Below are 17,137 nucleotides of genomic sequence, written 5' to 3'. Positions count from 1 at the left end.
AAAAAACCTGCAATAGCAGGTTTTTTTTATGTCCAGCGAAAGAGCAACTAGAGATATTCAAACGCTTTAATCACTCGCTTAACACCACTGATATTGCGAGCAATCTCAACCGCAGAATTGGCTTCTGTTTGCGATACTAACCCCATTAAGAATACTTCGGCGTTCTCGGTCACCACCTTGATATTTGCGCCATTAACATCATCCGCTGCCAATAGTTTGGTTTTTACCTTCGAAGTAAGCCAGGTATCATGGGTTTGGGTGGTGATGCCAATATTGCTGCTGAGTCGCAGCTGGTTGTGTATCTGACGGATCCCGGAGACGTCTCGCAGTGCTCGCTCTGCTTGAGATTTCATTTCTTGGTTGGCTACTTGGCCAATCATCAAAACTACACCGTTAACGCTCACCAAAGTGATATTGGCGTGATCGGCAAGGCGTTTAATGCCTTTAATTGCCAATGTGCCTTTTATTTCGATATTGTTATCGTCGATTTGTGCGCCGATAGTGCGTCTATCGTTTGCCGCAGACACTGCTCCTGCAGTACCCGCTACAACGGCAGCAGCACAGCCTTGGAGCAACATTATAGCGGCTAATAAGGAAGCTATTCTCATCATTATACTTCATCCTGAGGGAACAATATGGCATCGATTAACTCACTAAGGCAGTGAGTATTAAATAATTGTGATTCAATAATACGACTTGGACGCTTACTGGGAATGCGGATTTCAACGTCTTGAGGGCCTAATAACCCGGTGATCTCACCGCCATCGTCGCCCACCAGGGCAATGACTTTCATGTCTCTGGTAAGGGCTGCCTCAACAGCGCCAATCACTGATTTCTCTTGGCCATTAATGGCATACACTACCAACAAGTCACCTTCTTGAGCGAAGGCTCTGACTTGTTTGGCAAAGCGCTCTCTGGCTTTACCATTTTCTGGAGAGGCTAGGTTGTATTGCTCGTTGGTTAAGGCTATCGCTGGTAAACAAGGGCGCTCAGTTTCGTAAAAATTGCTTAAAATGGTGGCAAAGTGGGTTGCCAGCATATGATTACTCGGAGCGCCACAACAGATAATTTTATTGCCATTGATGAGGCTTTGCGCCATGGTCATGGCGGCGGATTCCAATGAGTGAGGCAGTACTTCACCTGCCGCTATCTGGGCTTGAATAGACTCTGTAAATATTGACTTAATAGATTCTTGCATACTAAAAAATATTTTTTATCCAGTTTATTTGTGGAGGCTGCTCCCCCTGAATTGCAACAAAATCTACTCTCAGTTGCGTGTTGTGTATTTGCTGTTGCGCAGTGTAAGTATAAATGCTGCGCCTTAGCCTTTGTAGCTTTGTTTTCGAAAGCGCGTTAAGCGCACCACCAAAATGGGGCGATTTTCTAAATTTCACTTCAACAAAGACCCAAGTATCGCCATCGCGCATAATGAGGTCGATTTCCCCATACTTACACAAATAATTGCGCGTGACGGGCACAAGACCGTGTTTTTTTAAGTAGTCTTCTGCCAGTGTCTCAAAATGCTGACCTTTACTGCGGGTATTATTAAATAGTCCTTTAAACATACAGATATCCTATCTGACCAAGGAAGTAGCGGTTTGCTCCTCCTGTTGCATAAATAACGGCAAGGGCGCTTGTTCATCTAAACTGACCAGTCGCACTTGCTTATTTTTGTATTGCGCCCAGCTCAGCTTGCGTTGTATTTGGGTGCCATTTTGAATGCTAAGCTCACCGGTTAAGCCGTCATAGCTTTTTCCAGCCAGCCAAGCAAGCTGTCGCAATTGCGGCACTAAGCCCACGGCATCATAAGCCATGGCAAATAAGCGCTGTTCTAAATCAGCCTGCTCAGGCCATAGTCGTTGGTATGCCTCACGCAATGACGCTTGGTTGACCGCGCCTGGAAGCATCCAAGGTTGCTCGGTGAAGTAAAGCCCTTCTAAATCGCCTTTATCGGTGACATCAATTTGCTTACTGTAACTGCGCGAACTGGCATAGAGCGGAATACGCTCGGCAAACGTACTGACATTAACGTCTAAATAAGGTTTCAATAAACGGGTTTCCATGGCGTCACCCAGAATATACACGGCATCGATATCACGGCGTGAGCGCGTTTCGCTCTTTACTTCTTGGCGAAACAAGCTTTTCACACTGCGAGTGCGAGAGCGAGAAGCATCGACCTCAAGCAGGTCGGCAATGACTTCGGCCATATTCTCGCTGTTGGTGTAATAGCCGATTTCCGGCTCTACTTCACTGTAGCGCTGCCAATGTTCGGTAAAATGTGCAATCAAGCGTTTGCCGGAGCCAGTATCTGGTGCCAATAACATGGGCTTTTCGTAGCCCTTTGCCAAGAAGTGGTTCATGGCTTGTTGTACTTCATGCTCTGGATTTAAAGCAAAAAAGTATTGCTCACTGGCGCTTGTCTCAATGCTCTCTTGGCTGTTTAAAAATAACGTCGGGTAGGCGGCAAAGCGATTGTCTTGGGCGAGCTTCTCGACATTGCTTTTTAATAGTGGTCCAATTACAAAATCAACGTTGGCTTTGGCCAATTCCGCAGTGATCTCATCGGCCGATGCCCTTTCATCGATAAAGAAAATTTCTTCAATATTGCTGTCATCGGTGGCCGCCAAAAAGCCATTTTTTAATGCACTGCCGAGGCGCTCACTGGGGCCCGTTTGCGGCAGTAAAATCGCCAGCTTGCTCACTTGATACGGCTCAAGCGCCACGGCACCTTGTAGCTCCTTTGGCAGCAGGCTAATGGCCGGATGATCTTGAAAGCGGCGACGCCAATTGTTCATGGCTTGATCTAACGCGGCACTGGAGCCGAGATAAATTTGTTGATACTTGGCTAAGGTAACCCAGCCACGTTGTAATACTGAGCCGCTATCAAAGCGTTCCAACGCATATGTAGACAGTTGTTGCAGTGCTTGCCAAATACCCTCATCCAATCCTGCAACAGTGAGGTTATTGGCTTTAGCGATATCTGCAGCGGCAAAGTATTTTGTTAACGCTTTTTTAGGTAGGCTTTGCGAAGCATAGACGCTCGCCATTAAATACTGATGCCAAGCTTGATGCTGTGGTGTGGTTAAACGCCCTTCTAAGGTTTTTAACATTATCAGCGCGCTTTCATATTTACCTAACTGTTTGCGTGCAAAGGCGATGTAGAGCTTATTTTGGATATGGTCGACACTGGGCTTGGCCTCTAAGGCTAAGCCAACTTGTTCTAACGTTTGCCAATCTTGTTCGCTAATGGCGGCATCTCTGGCACTGTACAACAGTTGAATCTTGCTGATCCCAGACGCGCCTTGTGCTTTGTTGAATAAGGCTGCAGCGCTGAGTTCGGCGGACACCGCTGTTGGCTCAATTTGCTTGGCGCGGTCTGATGTAGTGACATTTGTGCTTGTACTACAAGCGGATAACCCCGACAATATGGCAACTAAAAGCGCTATCTTTTGAAACTGCACAGGCAAACCTTCTTTTTCCCGAATAAGTGGATATCTTACTGACTGATATTGGAGAGCTCAATGGCTAATCTTCACAATGAAAACAAAATCGGCACGCTGTATGTTGTTGCCACGCCCATTGGTAATTTAGATGACATCAGTGAACGTGCACTGAAGGTGTTAAGTCAGGTCGATTTAATTGCCGCTGAAGACACTCGCCACACAGGTAAAATATTGAGCCATTTCAGTATAAAAGCAAAAACTTTTGCGCTGCATGATCACAATGAAAAACAAAAAGCCCAGCAAGTCCTCGATTGGTTAAACGAAGGCAAAGACATAGCCTTAGTATCCGATGCAGGCACCCCGCTGATCAGCGATCCGGGCTATGCCGTAGTTAATCTTTGTCGTGATGCTGGCGCCGCCGTCACGCCTGTGCCTGGTGCCTGCGCCGCCATTGCTGCATTAAGCTGCTCTGGGCTGCCGACTGACCGCTTTCAGTTTATTGGTTTTACCCCTGCTAAGAGCCAAGCGCGTCAGCAATTTTTTAAAGATGCCGTGGCCTCAGGTTGCACCAGTATTATTTACGAAAGTACCCACAGGATCATGGCAAGCTTAGCTGACATGCAAACCGCACTGGGTGAGGCGCAACAGGTGGTGTTTGCCAAAGAGCTGACGAAAACCTACGAAACCTTTTTCAGTGGCAGTGTTACTGAGCTGATTGCTTACTTAGAAGCAGAGCCAGAGAAACAAAAAGGCGAGCTGGTGTTAATGCTTCCAGCAGCGGTGATTGATAAACAGGCGCTTAGCCCTGAAGCCAGCAAACTGATTGGCTTATTAGAGGCCGATATGCCGTTGAAAAAAGCCTGTGGTGTGGCTGCTGACTATTTCGGCCTGAAAAAGAACGCCTTATACAAAGCAATCATTGCAGAACGCGAGTCGTAACGGGAGTAGCTAATTAGCGCGTGCGTTCTGGTATTAAAGTGCGTATAATCCCCCGCCTGAGTCAGCCGGATAATCGCTGCCTGTGACGCAAATGATCAGGGGGAGGAAAGTCCGGGCTCCAACGGGCAGGGTGCCAGCTAACGGCTGGGGGGCGTGAGCCTACGACAAGTGCAGCAGAGAGAAGACCGCCTAAGTCCTTCGGGACCGGTAAGGGTGAAAGGGTGCGGTAAGAGCGCACCGGGCCACTGGTAACAGTTGGTTGCAAGGTAAACTCCACCCGGAGCAAGACCAAATAGGGTTCCTTATGGTGTGGCCCGCATCGGAACCGGGTAGGTTGCTTGAGCCTAGGAGCGATCCTAGGCCTAGACGAATGATTATCACCTCGCAAGAGGAAACAGAACCCGGCTTATAGGCTGTCTCAGAAGCTTTAGTAACCGCTTGATTTACTTATGTAGATCAAGCGGTACACTAAAATTATCCCCCCTCAAATCACATTTCCATGTACCGTTTGGTACACGGCTCCCAACTTAAAAACTCAATTCAAAAAACAAAATTCAACTCGCAATAAATTCCTAAGGTATTGATTTAGGTGATTCTTTTCGCCTGATACACTTTTTACTAACAGTTTGATTTTACAAATCGAAAGCACAGTTTTTGTGGTACATGGCTTTGGTACACGGTGCTTTGATCTGCATTGGTTAGTGAGGTGAATATGCAGGCCGTAGTTGGTTGCCAATATTTATATCGTCGGAAGGCCACATACTACCTTAGGGTTAAAATACCTAAGCGCCTTGGAGTGAGGGAAATAAGGCTGTGCCTTAGGACACACAAACTAGAGGTGGCCTTGGTATTGATCGAACGCCTCAAGCCACTAATTTCAAAGCTAAAGGGGCTTGTTATTCATTCAAGGACGTTAGACACTAGTTCAATAAGCCAGCAGCTAAATCAGATAAAAAGTGCCATGCAAAAGCAGTTAACCATAGCCGACATAGATCCAATGATAGCCAAGCTAGAGCAGAGCTTTAGTGATGGTGGTCACGCAGTTAATGCCTTAGGTGATAAGTCGATACTGGAACTGGACGGCCAATTCAAAGAGCTACTCATCGACATGGCGGATATAGACTCCAATGAAGAACGTGTAAGCCGATTCGCTGAGATTATTAAAGCTTTGCCCGATGATGAAAGGTGGTCTTTCCTAGAGTCTATGGCTTCAGTGATGAAGATGTTCTCAAGGATGGAGGAAGATCCTACCGATGAAGAAGGTCTACCCCAACAGGCCAATGAACTACTCGCCGAACACGGCTTTTCCATTGAGCCAAATAGCCTTCCTTACCGCGTCCTATTGAGTAAGCTCAAGGCCAGTAATGCTGTCAGGGGGGAGTTATTGGCGTCCATCTTTAACGAAGATTTCCTAGGAGAGCGCGAAGTCCAAGGCTTACTAACCAAGCCACCTCAGGTCATGGTCGCAGCTCCTGAGATTGAGGTGAAAGAGGAGCCAACAGGTCCGCTGTTTTCGGAGGTCTATGCCGAATTCCTTGCATTCAAAATCAAGAAGGAAAAGTTGACCGAGAAAATACAGAAAGACTATGAAAGGATCTATACGGTTTGGCGGCTGGTGATGGAAGATCGGCCAATTGAGCAGTACAAGCCTAAGGATATTGGGCGGTTTATCGATAAGTGCTTTGAGCTACCCCGCATGAATATTGCGCCTTACAACAAAATGAGTTGGCAAGAGCGGGTGGAGTGTGAAGTGCCCGAGGATGACTTGATTTCACCTAAGTCAGTCCAAGGCTATTACAAATGGGCACAGTCGGTATTCGCCTACGCCAAGAAAGACACGGTGGACTTGATTAGTGTGTCACCTTGCTCTATCAAGCGCGACTTTACTACCAATACCCGAGGTGCTTTTTCGGATACAGAGCTAAAACAGTTCTTAAATGCCGCCAAGGAGCAACACAAGCCTTGGAAGAAGTGGATTATTCAACTTGGCATATACACAGGGGCACGGCTTGGTGAGCTGTCTCAGTTAAGGAAGTCGGATATTCGGTATGATGAGGAAACTCTGCGGCATTACATACTTATCACCGACGAACATAAAGATCAGAAGTTAAAGACGGATAATGCCAAACGCAAGATACCAATACACAAGGCCTTGGTAGCGAACGGCTTCCTTGAGTATGTGGCTTCATGTGATCAATGGTTATTTGAAGAGTTAGATAAGTCGGTACGTGTAACAGGCTGGATGCCTAGGCTAATGGAGTCTATTGGTGTACCAACGTTCAATGAGCTAGGCCATAAACGGTCATTCCACAGTTTCCGTCACACCTTCATTACCAAGCTAATGAACGATGGAGTGCCAGTGAATAACCTCCAACAAGTGGTGGGACACGAGATCAGCTCGTTCGGTATAACGAGTAACTATACCCATAAGGCAACGAGTATTAAAAGTTTGGTGGGGGTAGTGGATGTATTTAAAGTTTGTTTGGAGTGATATATGGTGGATCTGGTTTATGTTCAATTAGTAACAATGTGTTATAAACTAATAATCTCTTTATGTTCGCTCCTACGATTTTTAATTGGGCGAACTGATAAAAACCTACAACTGCATGGTCGATAATATTCTATGGAACAAGATGCAATCAAAATACAGATTAAAGACTGGCTATGTAGAAAAACTGCCAGAGCTGGTTGTCGAGAAATACTAGGGTTACCTGTAGCCATAGGTTCAGACATAGGTAGCGTTCGAGAGGAAAATCAAGATAAAGCGGTGATACTCAGAGCTCAGGTGTCTAGTAGTAAGTTCTTCTTGGTTGGTGTTTTATGTGATGGTATGGGGGGGATGAGCGAAGGGGCAGATTGTGCCTCGTTAGCAGTCGCATCTTTCATATCTAGTTGTATTAGAAATCGAAACCTTCAAGTTAAAGAGCGGCTGTTACAGGGCGTAGAGTTAGCAAACAAAGATGTTTTTCAAAAATATAATGGTGAAGGTGGGGCTACCCTATCTGCTTTCATATTAGATAGTGACGGCCATTTTGAAGCTGTAAATGTAGGTGATAGTCGTCTTTACACAAGCTGTGATGGTGCGCTTAAACAAATATCTGTAGATGACACGATTGCGGGACAATTAAACCACCAGTCATCACCTTCTCAGTTAAGTAATAAATTGCTTCAATACATCGGAATTGGTGATGATATTGAGCCTCATTTGCTAAATTTGTCAATGCCCAATGAAGTAGAAAAAGTCTTGTTAACTAGCGATGGTGTGCATTATCTTGAGAGTAATACTTTAAGTTCTATTATTACTCAAAATATTACTCCTCTAGAGTTATCAAAACGGCTCATATATGTAGCAAAGTGGTGTGGAGGGCATGATAATTCAACGGTCATAGCTTTGTCGGATTTGGCTTCGTTCTATAACTCAGCAGAAAAGATTAAAACAGGTACAGTTCAGCTGTGGGATGCATTCGGAGATGTGCAACTAATTGGCATTGAGAAAAATCAGCCAACTGAACCAAAGAAGGTTCCGTCAGATGATGAACCACTTAGCTCCGGTACTGAGGAAGTTGAGAAAAGCGGCTCTGACAAGGAAAAAAAGCCTGTACATAAAAGACATAAGCGTAAGAAAACAGGCAAGGATGAGCTTGATAATAATACCAAAAAGCCACAATTAAGGATTGATTTTGATGATTAGTAGTTCTCTTTCTTCACGCTACCTACCTAATGGAACTAAAGAAAGTGGTGGGTTTGGAGATGTGATTTTTTGCAAAGATAGGCACCTAGATAGGACTGTCGCAATTAAAACAATTAAAGACTTTTCAGAGCTTGAGCGGTTGAGGGATGAAGTATCAGCTTTGATGAAAATGCGCTCCAAGCATGTCGTACAGGTGTTCGATATTGTCCCTTGGGACAGTGAACAATTTGCGATAGTGATGGAATATATTGATGGCACTGACCTGTTTAATTTGGATTTTGATTCATTAGACTCTATAAGACTGCTGAAGTTACTCTGGCAAATCGCATCAGGAATTTCCGATATACATGCAGCTGGTATTATTCATCGAGACATTAAACCAAATAATATGAAACTCGATAGCGAAGGCGTACTGAAAATTTTTGACTTTGGGTTGGCTAGAAATACAGGGAAGGATGCTAGAACGGTCGGCTTCAAAGGAACTCCAGGGTTTTCGGCCCCAGAACAATTTACATATCATGAGGTGTGCTTTACACCAGCAATAGACGTTTACGCATTTGGTGCCACAGCTCTTTATTTAGCGACTCAAGATTTACCTAAGTTGAAGAATCAATTCCCCCCCATTCCAGTAACCGACTCGGCTTTTGATTGCGAGCTCTTAGCTCCTTATCCTAAATTAGTTGAGCTTTTTAAGAAATGTTTGTCAAGTGAGCCTACGTCTAGACCCGAGATGTCTGTCATCAGAGATGAAATAAGTAAATATTTGTTATTCGATAAACATCAAGCTTTAGCTGTAATAAAAGGTCAGCCCCATATTCTCAATAAGAACAAGAGAAGCGCTAAATTAGAGTTCGGAACTATAGGTTCCTTTGAGATTCATTATAACGGCTTGAACTTCTCTCTAAAGAATGTCTCGGGTGAAGTTTACATGAATAATATTAAGGTAAACGGTGATATGGTAATTCCTGGTTCATGTGTTGTTGGTATTGGTACCAGCAGCCGACACTATACACAGAGAATCTTTGTTACATTTGATATATCCAATCCGGAGGTAGCAATATGAAAGGTCCGCACACAGAGGGTGACCGTATAGTATCTAGGTATACTGTTGTGGACTTTGTTGGTGAAGGAGGGATGCAATTTGTTTATAAAGCACGGGATGAGGTTCTAAGTAGGTTTGTCGCGCTCAAAACACCCAAAGATGCTACTGCTGAAAAGCGCTTTCATAGGAGTGCTATTGTCTCTTCAAGAGTAAATCACCCCAACGTGGCGAAGACACTTGATTATGTTGAAGAAAGTGGCAGGCCATATTTAATTGAAGAGTTGATAGAGGGGTTGGATTTATCTTGCGCCATTTTGAAAGGTGTGGAGTTCCTAGATCCATTTCTAGTGGCAAAAATCTTTCATCACTTATCTAAAGGGCTAGCAGCCTCTCATCACGCAGGCGTTTTACATAGAGATTTAAAACCTACAAATATAATGGTGGCCGGGCAATATCAGCTTATAGAATTGAAAATTACAGATTTTGGCATAGCTAAAATGGCAGAAGAAGAAATTGTTGAGGCAGCGGAAGGAGGTGATATAACTAACAGTACTTCAGCTACAGCTGTTGGGGCCCTGCCATATATGGCTCCCGAGGCTATTGACACCCCGAGAAAGGTTACTTTGAAAGCTGATGTATGGTCACTAGGCGCCATGATGTATGAATTGCTCACAGGCAGCAAGCCATTTGGTTCAGGGCTTAGGGCAGTAAGACATATAATGGACGGAAAATATGATCCATTTCCTCCTTTTATCACCGCTAACCCCCAATTTAGCTATTTGTCTAGTGAACTAATTATGTTGATTAAAAGTTGCTTAAATGTTTCTGTTGACGATAGGCCCACAGCGGATGAGTTAGTCGAGAAATGCGGTGAGCTATGCTACCAAGTAAGCGAGCGGTTTATCGGAACCATGAAAAGTATTAATCACCAAAAATGGGGGTTTATTACACTTCCAACGCAGTGTGATGTTTTTTATCATGTCGACAGTGTATACGGTACGCTCCCTGAGGTTGGTGAAAAAGTTATGTTTTCAAAGTATGTAGGGGGAGGGGCTGATAGGGCTTTGCCTGTAATAAAGTTAAAAACGCCATGATGCTTTATTAATTACTCTTAACCAGCTAACTCCCAAAAACTCGTAAAGGAGAACTAGTTTTAGCTCTCCTTTGTGGTGTAGTCCATAGATAATCAAGTTGACTAGGCTTTGTTGATAGGTAAGCTACTGGTAACCAACTCGATTGCCTTATCCAGTTCACCATTGGCGGTGGCGTCAATCACGGTTTGAATTACCATCGGCAGGCTTTCTTTGTCACCAACTTCAATGGCATGGTTTCCTTTAGATAGCTCCAATGGCTTATTGGCGTATCGCACCTCTAAGTAATACTTGCCGCCTTTGGCGTAGAACCAAGGGCTCACCTTCTTAGCGACTTTAACTTTTTCCTGTTGGCCTGTTTCCTCGTTCTTCTGCCACTTTTCTTTGTAACAGGTGTAGGATTCGCCATTAACCAGCGCCGTTGCCATTTCCAATTGGATTTGAAGGCGGTTGATTAGCTTGTCACGGCGTTTGGCCTCTGGTGTGGTGCTTTTCTCTGGACGTGAAACGGCCTTGAGCGTACTCAATATTGATTTAGTCATGGTATTTACCTTTTGGTTTGTGGTTACTTTACAAAGCCAATTGGCCTTGTGGTTTGCTTGTGATTGGATTCAGTAATGAGAATGTCTAAGCAGTCTTGGGCGGATAGCTTAGTTGTCGAAAATTGCTGTCTGCGTTTGATAATCGCAAAATCGCCGACTGCGATGTTTTTAAGATTTGCTAGTTGCTGTAGCTGATAATCTGTTATCTGAGAGCGTCCACACGCTTCTCTGAAGAGCTTTATGACTTGATCTGATGTCATGTACTCAAAAGCTAATTTAAAGTCAAAACGACGCATTACAGCGCGATCGAGATGCTTTTCAAAGTTCGTTGCAGCGAAGAGCGGAAATTCGAAGCAGTCGATTTGAGTCAGTAGCTCGTTAACTTGCTGTATTTCAAAGTTTTGAGAAGCCCCAGACCTATCGGCCAACAGACTATCCACCTCATCAATGAACAGGGCAGCTCCTTGCTCTGTGGCATTGGCGAACAGGGTGGCTATGTTCTTCTCTGAACCACCCACATACTTATCGAGGACGTCACTACAACGGATGATGATAAGTTCTTGATTGGTTGTTTTGGCTAGGTGGTTGGCTAGAGCAGATTTACCTGTGCCACTTGGCCCTGTGAATAAGGCACGTACACCACCAGATTTTTTAATGGCTCGTTCAATGTCCACCAAGGCTTTATTGCCACCTTTGATGTTAAGGTTATCGAGTGAAAACGCCATTTGTGCCTTGTAGGTGGCGGTAGTCGTTTTAAAGCCACAGGCTTGGTGCACTTCAGTAATAAGGCTATCTACCAAAGCCTCAGCCTGTTTACCTTGGTGGCCTATGGTATGGCACACGAAGGCGGCGTTGGCGATATTGGCGGGGGTAACATTGTCCTTGGTGGCAAGCTGCGCCTTAAATGGTTTACTTAACCTCAGGCCTTTGGAGGTTTTGGCGATAATGCCTTCCATAACGCGGTTGTCTGGCACGAAAATGTGTTTAACGAAATTAAACCGCCTTAGGACGCTGGCTGGAATATCATCTACCGAATTAACCACCCAAATACACGGTACGGTGTTGGCTTCCAGTGTGGTGTGTAGGTTATCTTTGCCACCTGAGGCGCGGTGGTTAAACACCTGTTGGACTAATATATCCTCCGCCTCGTCCAGCATAAGCAAAGACTTCTCGTCATGGCTGACTATTCGTTGTACCAAATGGTGATGCTGAAGCCTAAGGTTTGAACTTAATCTCTCTTGGTCATAATCCACCTCTCGCTGGTGGACATCAGAGCCAAAGGCTTTAATGGCAATAAGCGAAGCGCCTAAGGTATCAGCCAACAAGCGACTTAGCTGAGTCTTGCCAGTGCCAGGCACGCCCCACAAAAGCACGTTACAGCCTTGGATGGAGTGATTTAATGCCACATTAAGGAAGGCGATTAGGTCATCTAATTCAAGGTGCTTAAAGTCACTTAAGCCTAAGGTTGATGCTGGTTGCATCTGTACCAATGGTTCAATTAGCTCGGTATAACTTGTAACCTTTTCACACACTAGCTTTTCCACCAAGGCATGGGGGATACCGGATTGATCCAGTTGGGGGTATTGTGAACCCTGTATTAGGCCAGTTTCCGCCAAGGCAAGGTTGATGTTAATGAGCGCCTCTTCTGTGATCCCAACCATATGAGAAAACATCGAGTTGATATGAATGTCCGAAGGCAGACAGCAGTGTATCCACTCATAAAGGCCACCGTTTACCTTAAGCACCACCATGAGTTTAATCACCTTCCAGCTGTTGGCGGGTAGCTGCAAGCCATGTTCAAACACACGGCAGTTATGGCCTAGGTCGCAGCCTTTGGTCACAGATAACCTTTGGTGTAGGTGGTGGATTAGGTTGTCAAAGTCTTCATTTTGCCCCGTGAACTTAAAAGAAGTGCCACAGATGCTTTTGATGGTGGCACCTTTGACCGCCATTAAGTCAGTGGAGTCGATAAAGCCTGAGGTCATTGCCCGATATGTATAGCCTGTGGCGTAGGACTGATACATGTTTGAGGGCAGAAGTTTGTTGTATGTTCGTGTCATACTGCCTCCATCAACTGAAGACAGCATTGCTGTAAGTGTATGATTAGCATAGTTGATACCCTGTTTCTTTTAATCCAAGGTATCAGGAAGGCTTGAGCGGTTTTAGGGTGAGCCTTGGCCGTACTTAGGCACCGAAACGACTACTCGTTGGGCTGGTAACTAGAGATAATCTCGGCAAGGTCATCTTCTTCACAGAAAAAGTAGGCGGTGGGTACTTTAAGCACGGTTGCTAAGCTTTTTACCATCCCAAAGTCAGGGGCATGAACGCCTTTTTCGTACTGATTCATTCGAGCGCTTGCCGAACCCTCATCAATTCCAGCCTCAATACCGAGCTTTTCTTGGGTGTATTTTGCTTTCGTTCTTGCTTCCTTAAGCCGTTTGGCAAATGGGCTCTTAGGCATATTTAGTATCTCTTTGAACTTCAGTAATGCATCTAAGAGATTCTTAGTTTTTCCATTGACTTTTTTACTAAGGAGTACTTAGTATTTGCTGAAGCTAAGTATTCCTTAGTTAATACAACCGATTATTAATTCCATTGAGGGAACCTAATATGAACGCCAAATGGAAAGTCATTGCCCTAGTTACTTTATCCACCACTGCATTGAGTGCTCAAGCCACAACAATTAGCTGTAGCCACCTAGAGAAAAGCTCTTACCTTGACCCAAAAGCTTACCAGCCTGATAGGCTTAGAAGCCCATTCGGTAGCTGGTCGCCCGAGCTTGTTGGTGAAATTGAGAAAAGGTTTCAGGAGTGTTTATCTGAATACACTCAAAAGCATGGTAAAGATGGTTTCAAAACGCAAAAGCTAGTTAAGCAACAAGCTTATTTTGAGACCGTGAAAGCCGAGATTGAAGTCAACCTTCAAGCCCGACAGATTGTGGATACTTACAAAGGAAAGGGCGGCAAGTTGATGAGTGAGCTAGAGCAGAAGCTGAAGGCGCATGGTATCCAATATAGTGAAGACGGCTTTAGTAATAAAAAGTTACCTATAGAGCGTGAGCGGATCTCTTCTGTAGCGGCTTCAGGCCTTGGTCGTAAACTGCCTAAGGCGTTAGATGACAATGCTATCAAGAGCATTAAAGACCTTATATCAAACTTATCAGAGTGGATAGAAGGCGTAACCTCGTTAGCGCAGTCTGGTAATGTCGATATGAAGGATCTGCTTACTTACAGTGATAAAGAGGTGCTTACTAAAGTATCAAATGTGTCTCAGCAGTTTGATAGTTACTTACGCGATGCCCGTTATGAACCTTACTTAGCTATATTCAATAAGTATGCGGCAAGACTAAATCAAAATATTAAGCCTTTCGTCGAGCAGCACGCTGCTGGCCAACTAGATCTACAGAGTTTATTCCAGTCGCCCGAGGGGCCTTCACAAATCCCAAATGAGTTTGAACTAGAGTCTATTCTTGAAGCCTTGATCAGAAGTGGCGAGATGCTTGAGAACAGAGGGCTACCAGCAGAAAATATTAGCCAAGTTAAAGGTATTTTAGCTGATGCTCAATCGACTAAAGTTAAGTTCCTAGCTGTCCATGAATCGATTCAACAAGCTGAAGAAGAAAATAACCGGCAGATCATGCAGGCTCGAGAGCGTGAGCAAGAAAAGGTCAGGCAATACGCAATAGCGGCACAATCAAGCGAAGCAGCCCAAAGCCTTCAAGACCTTGGTTATCCTGATGCTATGTTCTCATTCGGACAGTACGGCAACCCGATAGACAGCACATATGCAGTTGTACATTGTCTTTCAAGCCACTTTGGTGGGCATGAAGTCGCAAAAAACGGTAAAGCTATCGATATATCGTTTGGTGAGAAAGGCTTGTTCAGCATCGATACGCAGTATGTGTTGAGGCTCAGCTTTGTAACCGCCTACGGTACTCAACAATATGTCATCGTTGATACTGCCGAGCCTAATAACCCCGCTAACCAAGATGGTATGAGTAAAATCATTGGCTTAGCTCAGAATATTAAAAGTTGCGGTTCATCACATGGTGTTAGGTTGATCGCTGAGTGATTCCCAAATCCAGTTAGGTGCCAAATGAACTGTTTGGCACTTAACAATTTCTACCTTTCTTGAATCTATTCTTCAAAATCAATTCCATGAACAGGATCTGAGCAGTTCGAGATCTCCGCTTGCAACTGATCTACTAGTTTGTTTAGGCGCGTTCTCTCTTCTTGTAATTGAACAATTTTATCTTCCGTCACTTCATCGTCATATGCGATTAGGTTAATACGTTTTGGTAGCTCGTCTATGTCGTTGCTATTTAACAATGGCTCAATAATGGGTCTAAACGAATCAACCAAAAAATCAATAGCAGCCATGCGGGAGCCAAGGCTAGCAGCAACTTTGACCTTATCAATTAGCGCAGCATTGTGCTGACTAATGGCAATCTTAGTAGATTTTCCAGCTGTGATGTTGCTAATGGCCTTGGTCCAGCTCGTCCAGTGCTTATTGTAGGGTTTGACTTCCCTCAGTTCATTTAGCTTTTCAACTTGCTGCTTTCGTTCTTGAGTACCATCTGCTGTAGCAAGAAGTACTTCTATCATTGGTGCTATTTCCTCTCTCGCTTTTTTTGGAAGCAACTGGATTAAACGTTCATGATGCGCTATCCACTCATGTTCACTTTTTGCCAAGTTTTTTTTCGCCATCTACAGAGTCCTAAAAATTAAGGTAAAGCTTTTTCCAGAATTTTATTATAGCTCCTTTCCAGAGCTTTTTATAAATCCTTTCCAGGGTTTTTTGTTGGGTTCTAATTAGGTGCCTGAACCTTCTTGGTGCAGATTGTGATTTCCTGATAAATGGTAACGTTGGGTTGTTGCCTCTTCTTCAAAGAGGTGCTTTTCCAAAACTGTAAACCCTAATTTGTGTACAGCTGAGAAAATTAAAAACTTTTGCAGTTCACAATAGTCACGCCGCATTCGAATGTAGCGTAATTGGCGTTAATCCATCGTTTAGGGGCCCCTCTGTGGGGATGCATTATGAAAAAAGCAAAGAAAGGTTCTAATAGCACTGTGAAACCTAACCATCTATCCAACTACAATAAGTATAAGTACCTCTTTATACCCATAGCCTTACTACCAACTAACCAATACGATCCATTGGCTCCAATGGCCAAGCGGTATACAAACTTCTATGGTGCTGATGGCCACTTTAGAAATATTAGGAATAGCGAACTACTAAGTTTTGTGCGAGATGAAGAATTTGCTAATTTTAGTCATGATGCGCTTGTACGAGTTCTGCAAAATCCTGAGTTGCACATAGATCCAAGTATTGATGACTTTGCCATGACTCTTGAACTGAGTGAGCAAACATGGAAACGAATGCGACGTAACGTAAAGTTGTTGAAGTCAAAGGTGGACGTCAAAGTAACGAGCCACTCTGGTGGTGAACTTGAACATCTGTACAAGCGGCAACGGATCTTTAAGTTTAAACATGGTGGGGAGATACGCTTTCATTTTGATCCTGTTTGGAAGGAGAGTGAGTGCGCTGATTGCAACGAGGCAGAAGATAATGATGATAGCCAAAAAGAAGTCAGGCGGTCCTCAAGAATTTCCACTCGCCTATCCCAGCTTGGATTCCGAAACTTTCGAATATTCTTAGGTTGGCTTAAAGCGCAATCGGATGGTGAGTATGATAAGGCTGTTAGGTTTAATCGTAAGCAGGGGGCGAGAGGGACAACGCGTGGTGCATACGTTACAAGGTTGGATTGTGAACTTAAGTTATACGGTGTACCAGTTCCATTTTTGTTAACTAGAGATCCTCATCACATGTCCAGTACTTATTCTATTTGGCCTGAAGATGTATCTCACGCTCTGACAGAAACCGTTTACCATGGCGACCTTGCGGGCTCTTCGCACTACGCAGTGTATGACCCACTACTGAAGCTGATTGACGATCGTACTATCACGCTAAAGTATGCGAAGCGATTAGGCCCTATCTCTAAAGTTGAGCGCAGGCTGCTATCTAGTAAAGACGGTAAAGGTGGCACGTTGGTTTCAGCTTTAATACCCAACTCGAATGCTAGGCTGGGTGATAAAGAGAAGGGCGTACAAACAAAGCTTGGTCGACTTGAGTATTTCTCTCCAAGGTTATATCAGCAATTGCCTGATGAGTTAGCAGTAAAAGTGGCAAGGTACAAACTCGATGGTGTATGGGAACATTTAGGAACCAGAGAAAGGAGGCAGTTGGACAAGGTTTTATCACTAGACAGTAATAAAATTGCTGTGGACAGTGATGCAATTGAGCGGTGCTTCTTTAAAGTGATTGATAAACTGTATTGGTCGATCCGAGATCCTCATCGATTATAACCTAACCTTCTTTAGGAAGGTGAC

General features: G+C 44.3%; 15 protein-coding genes, 1 other RNA gene and 1 pseudogene. 9 read left to right on the top strand and 8 right to left on the bottom strand.

Annotated elements, in window-relative coordinates; all coding sequences use genetic code 11:
* Positions 1–47 precede the first annotated feature (47 nt).
* From dolP to R3P39_RS11805, 4 genes are read right to left on the bottom strand one after another with little or no spacing between them, the layout of a single operon-like run.
* Entirely contained in the window at positions 48–611 is a 564-nt protein-coding gene (dolP, locus tag R3P39_RS11820) for a division/outer membrane stress-associated lipid-binding lipoprotein (protein WP_336567690.1), read from the bottom strand.
* Entirely contained in the window at positions 611–1,198 is a 588-nt protein-coding gene (locus R3P39_RS11815; RefSeq protein WP_336567689.1) for an SIS domain-containing protein, read from the bottom strand. Before R3P39_RS11815 ends, dolP begins: the two co-directional genes overlap by 1 nt.
* 1 nt (position 1,199) lies before the next feature.
* The gene (locus tag R3P39_RS11810) at positions 1,200–1,565 is read right to left on the bottom strand and encodes a YraN family protein (RefSeq protein ID WP_336567688.1); all 366 of its coding nucleotides are present in this window, start codon (positions 1,563–1,565) and stop codon (positions 1,200–1,202) included.
* 9 nt (positions 1,566–1,574) lie between these two features.
* Positions 1,575–3,461: a penicillin-binding protein activator gene (locus R3P39_RS11805; RefSeq protein WP_336567687.1), complete on the bottom strand. Its 1,887-nt coding sequence runs from the start codon at positions 3,459–3,461 to the stop codon at positions 1,575–1,577.
* 60 nt (positions 3,462–3,521) lie between these two features.
* Here R3P39_RS11805 and rsmI point away from each other — a divergent pair, with 60 nt between their 5' ends.
* The 7 genes and pseudogenes from rsmI to R3P39_RS11775 all read left to right on the top strand — a co-directional run bounded on the left by rsmI (position 3,522) and on the right by R3P39_RS11775 (position 10,209).
* Positions 3,522–4,382, top strand: a complete 861-nt coding sequence (gene rsmI / locus R3P39_RS11800) for a 16S rRNA (cytidine(1402)-2'-O)-methyltransferase (RefSeq protein ID WP_336567686.1) — start codon at positions 3,522–3,524, stop codon at positions 4,380–4,382.
* 57 nt (positions 4,383–4,439) lie between these two features.
* Positions 4,440–4,807: RNase P RNA component class A (gene rnpB, locus R3P39_RS11795), an RNA gene on the top strand.
* A 287-nt stretch (positions 4,808–5,094) separates the two neighbouring features.
* Positions 5,095–5,235: pseudogene (locus R3P39_RS18220) on the top strand (DUF6538 domain-containing protein); the annotation flags it as partial.
* 108 nt (positions 5,236–5,343) lie between these two features.
* Positions 5,344–6,873, top strand: a complete 1,530-nt coding sequence (locus R3P39_RS11790; protein WP_336567685.1) for a site-specific integrase — start codon at positions 5,344–5,346, stop codon at positions 6,871–6,873.
* Positions 6,874–7,005: 132 nt separating this feature from the next.
* Positions 7,006–8,073: a PP2C family protein-serine/threonine phosphatase gene (locus tag R3P39_RS11785; RefSeq protein WP_336567683.1), complete on the top strand. Its 1,068-nt coding sequence runs from the start codon at positions 7,006–7,008 to the stop codon at positions 8,071–8,073.
* Positions 8,066–9,136 carry a serine/threonine-protein kinase gene (locus tag R3P39_RS11780; RefSeq protein WP_336569305.1) on the top strand — a complete coding sequence of 357 codons (1,071 nt, stop codon included), beginning with the start codon at positions 8,066–8,068 and terminating at the stop codon, positions 9,134–9,136. The genes R3P39_RS11785 and R3P39_RS11780 overlap by 8 nt, the downstream gene beginning before the upstream one ends.
* Positions 9,133–10,209, top strand: a complete 1,077-nt coding sequence (locus tag R3P39_RS11775) for a serine/threonine-protein kinase (RefSeq protein WP_336567682.1) — start codon at positions 9,133–9,135, stop codon at positions 10,207–10,209. Before R3P39_RS11780 ends, R3P39_RS11775 begins: the two co-directional genes overlap by 4 nt.
* Before the next feature lie 101 nt (positions 10,210–10,310).
* On the opposite strand, the gene R3P39_RS11770 is transcribed toward R3P39_RS11775, so the two are convergent.
* The 3 genes from R3P39_RS11770 to R3P39_RS11760 form a co-directional block, all read right to left on the bottom strand.
* Complete coding sequence (locus R3P39_RS11770; RefSeq protein ID WP_336567681.1) at positions 10,311–10,748, bottom strand: DUF6641 family protein; 438 nt, start codon at positions 10,746–10,748, stop codon at positions 10,311–10,313.
* Positions 10,749–10,771: 23 nt separating this feature from the next.
* Entirely contained in the window at positions 10,772–12,808 is a 2,037-nt protein-coding gene (locus R3P39_RS11765) for an AAA family ATPase (protein ID WP_336567680.1), read from the bottom strand.
* Positions 12,809–12,948: 140 nt separating this feature from the next.
* Entirely contained in the window at positions 12,949–13,209 is a 261-nt protein-coding gene (locus tag R3P39_RS11760) for a helix-turn-helix domain-containing protein (RefSeq protein ID WP_336567679.1), read from the bottom strand.
* A gap of 149 nt (positions 13,210–13,358) precedes the next feature.
* Here R3P39_RS11760 and R3P39_RS11755 point away from each other — a divergent pair, with 149 nt between their 5' ends.
* Complete coding sequence (locus tag R3P39_RS11755; protein ID WP_336567677.1) at positions 13,359–14,819, top strand: hypothetical protein; 1,461 nt, start codon at positions 13,359–13,361, stop codon at positions 14,817–14,819.
* 65 nt (positions 14,820–14,884) lie between these two features.
* Here R3P39_RS11755 and R3P39_RS11750 read toward each other — a convergent pair whose 3' ends face one another.
* Positions 14,885–15,454 (bottom strand): hypothetical protein, encoded by a 570-nt coding sequence (locus tag R3P39_RS11750; protein ID WP_336567675.1) that lies wholly within the window; start codon positions 15,452–15,454, stop codon positions 14,885–14,887.
* A gap of 330 nt (positions 15,455–15,784) precedes the next feature.
* On the opposite strand from R3P39_RS11750, the gene R3P39_RS11745 reads away from it, so the two are divergent.
* Positions 15,785–17,113, top strand: a complete 1,329-nt coding sequence (locus R3P39_RS11745; protein WP_336567673.1) for a hypothetical protein — start codon at positions 15,785–15,787, stop codon at positions 17,111–17,113.
* Positions 17,114–17,137 lie beyond the last annotated feature (24 nt).

Origin of the sequence: Pseudoalteromonas sp. UG3-2 (genome assembly GCF_037120705.1) — a bacterium.
In the GTDB taxonomy this organism is placed as follows: domain Bacteria; phylum Pseudomonadota; class Gammaproteobacteria; order Enterobacterales; family Alteromonadaceae; genus Pseudoalteromonas.
This window is presented reverse-complemented; position numbering and strand designations above follow the sequence as displayed.

Bases quoted from the DNA above. Each gene is read 5' to 3' on its own strand.
- dolP (WP_336567690.1), bottom strand. From the start codon at position 611: ATGATGAGAATAGCTTCCTTATTAGCCGCTATAATGTTGCTCCAAGGC.
- R3P39_RS11815 (WP_336567689.1), bottom strand. From the start codon at position 1,198: ATGCAAGAATCTATTAAGTCAATATTTACAGAGTCTATTCAAGCCCAG.
- R3P39_RS11810 (WP_336567688.1), bottom strand. From the start codon at position 1,565: ATGTTTAAAGGACTATTTAATAATACCCGCAGTAAAGGTCAGCATTTT.
- rsmI (WP_336567686.1), top strand. From the start codon at position 3,522: ATGGCTAATCTTCACAATGAAAACAAAATCGGCACGCTGTATGTTGTT.
- R3P39_RS11790 (WP_336567685.1), top strand. From the start codon at position 5,344: ATGCAAAAGCAGTTAACCATAGCCGACATAGATCCAATGATAGCCAAG.
- R3P39_RS11785 (WP_336567683.1), top strand. From the start codon at position 7,006: ATGGAACAAGATGCAATCAAAATACAGATTAAAGACTGGCTATGTAGA.
- R3P39_RS11780 (WP_336569305.1), top strand. From the start codon at position 8,066: ATGATTAGTAGTTCTCTTTCTTCACGCTACCTACCTAATGGAACTAAA.
- R3P39_RS11775 (WP_336567682.1), top strand. From the start codon at position 9,133: ATGAAAGGTCCGCACACAGAGGGTGACCGTATAGTATCTAGGTATACT.
- R3P39_RS11770 (WP_336567681.1), bottom strand. From the start codon at position 10,748: ATGACTAAATCAATATTGAGTACGCTCAAGGCCGTTTCACGTCCAGAG.
- R3P39_RS11765 (WP_336567680.1), bottom strand. From the start codon at position 12,808: ATGACACGAACATACAACAAACTTCTGCCCTCAAACATGTATCAGTCC.
- R3P39_RS11760 (WP_336567679.1), bottom strand. From the start codon at position 13,209: ATGCCTAAGAGCCCATTTGCCAAACGGCTTAAGGAAGCAAGAACGAAA.
- R3P39_RS11755 (WP_336567677.1), top strand. From the start codon at position 13,359: ATGAACGCCAAATGGAAAGTCATTGCCCTAGTTACTTTATCCACCACT.
- R3P39_RS11750 (WP_336567675.1), bottom strand. From the start codon at position 15,454: ATGGCGAAAAAAAACTTGGCAAAAAGTGAACATGAGTGGATAGCGCAT.
- R3P39_RS11745 (WP_336567673.1), top strand. From the start codon at position 15,785: ATGAAAAAAGCAAAGAAAGGTTCTAATAGCACTGTGAAACCTAACCAT.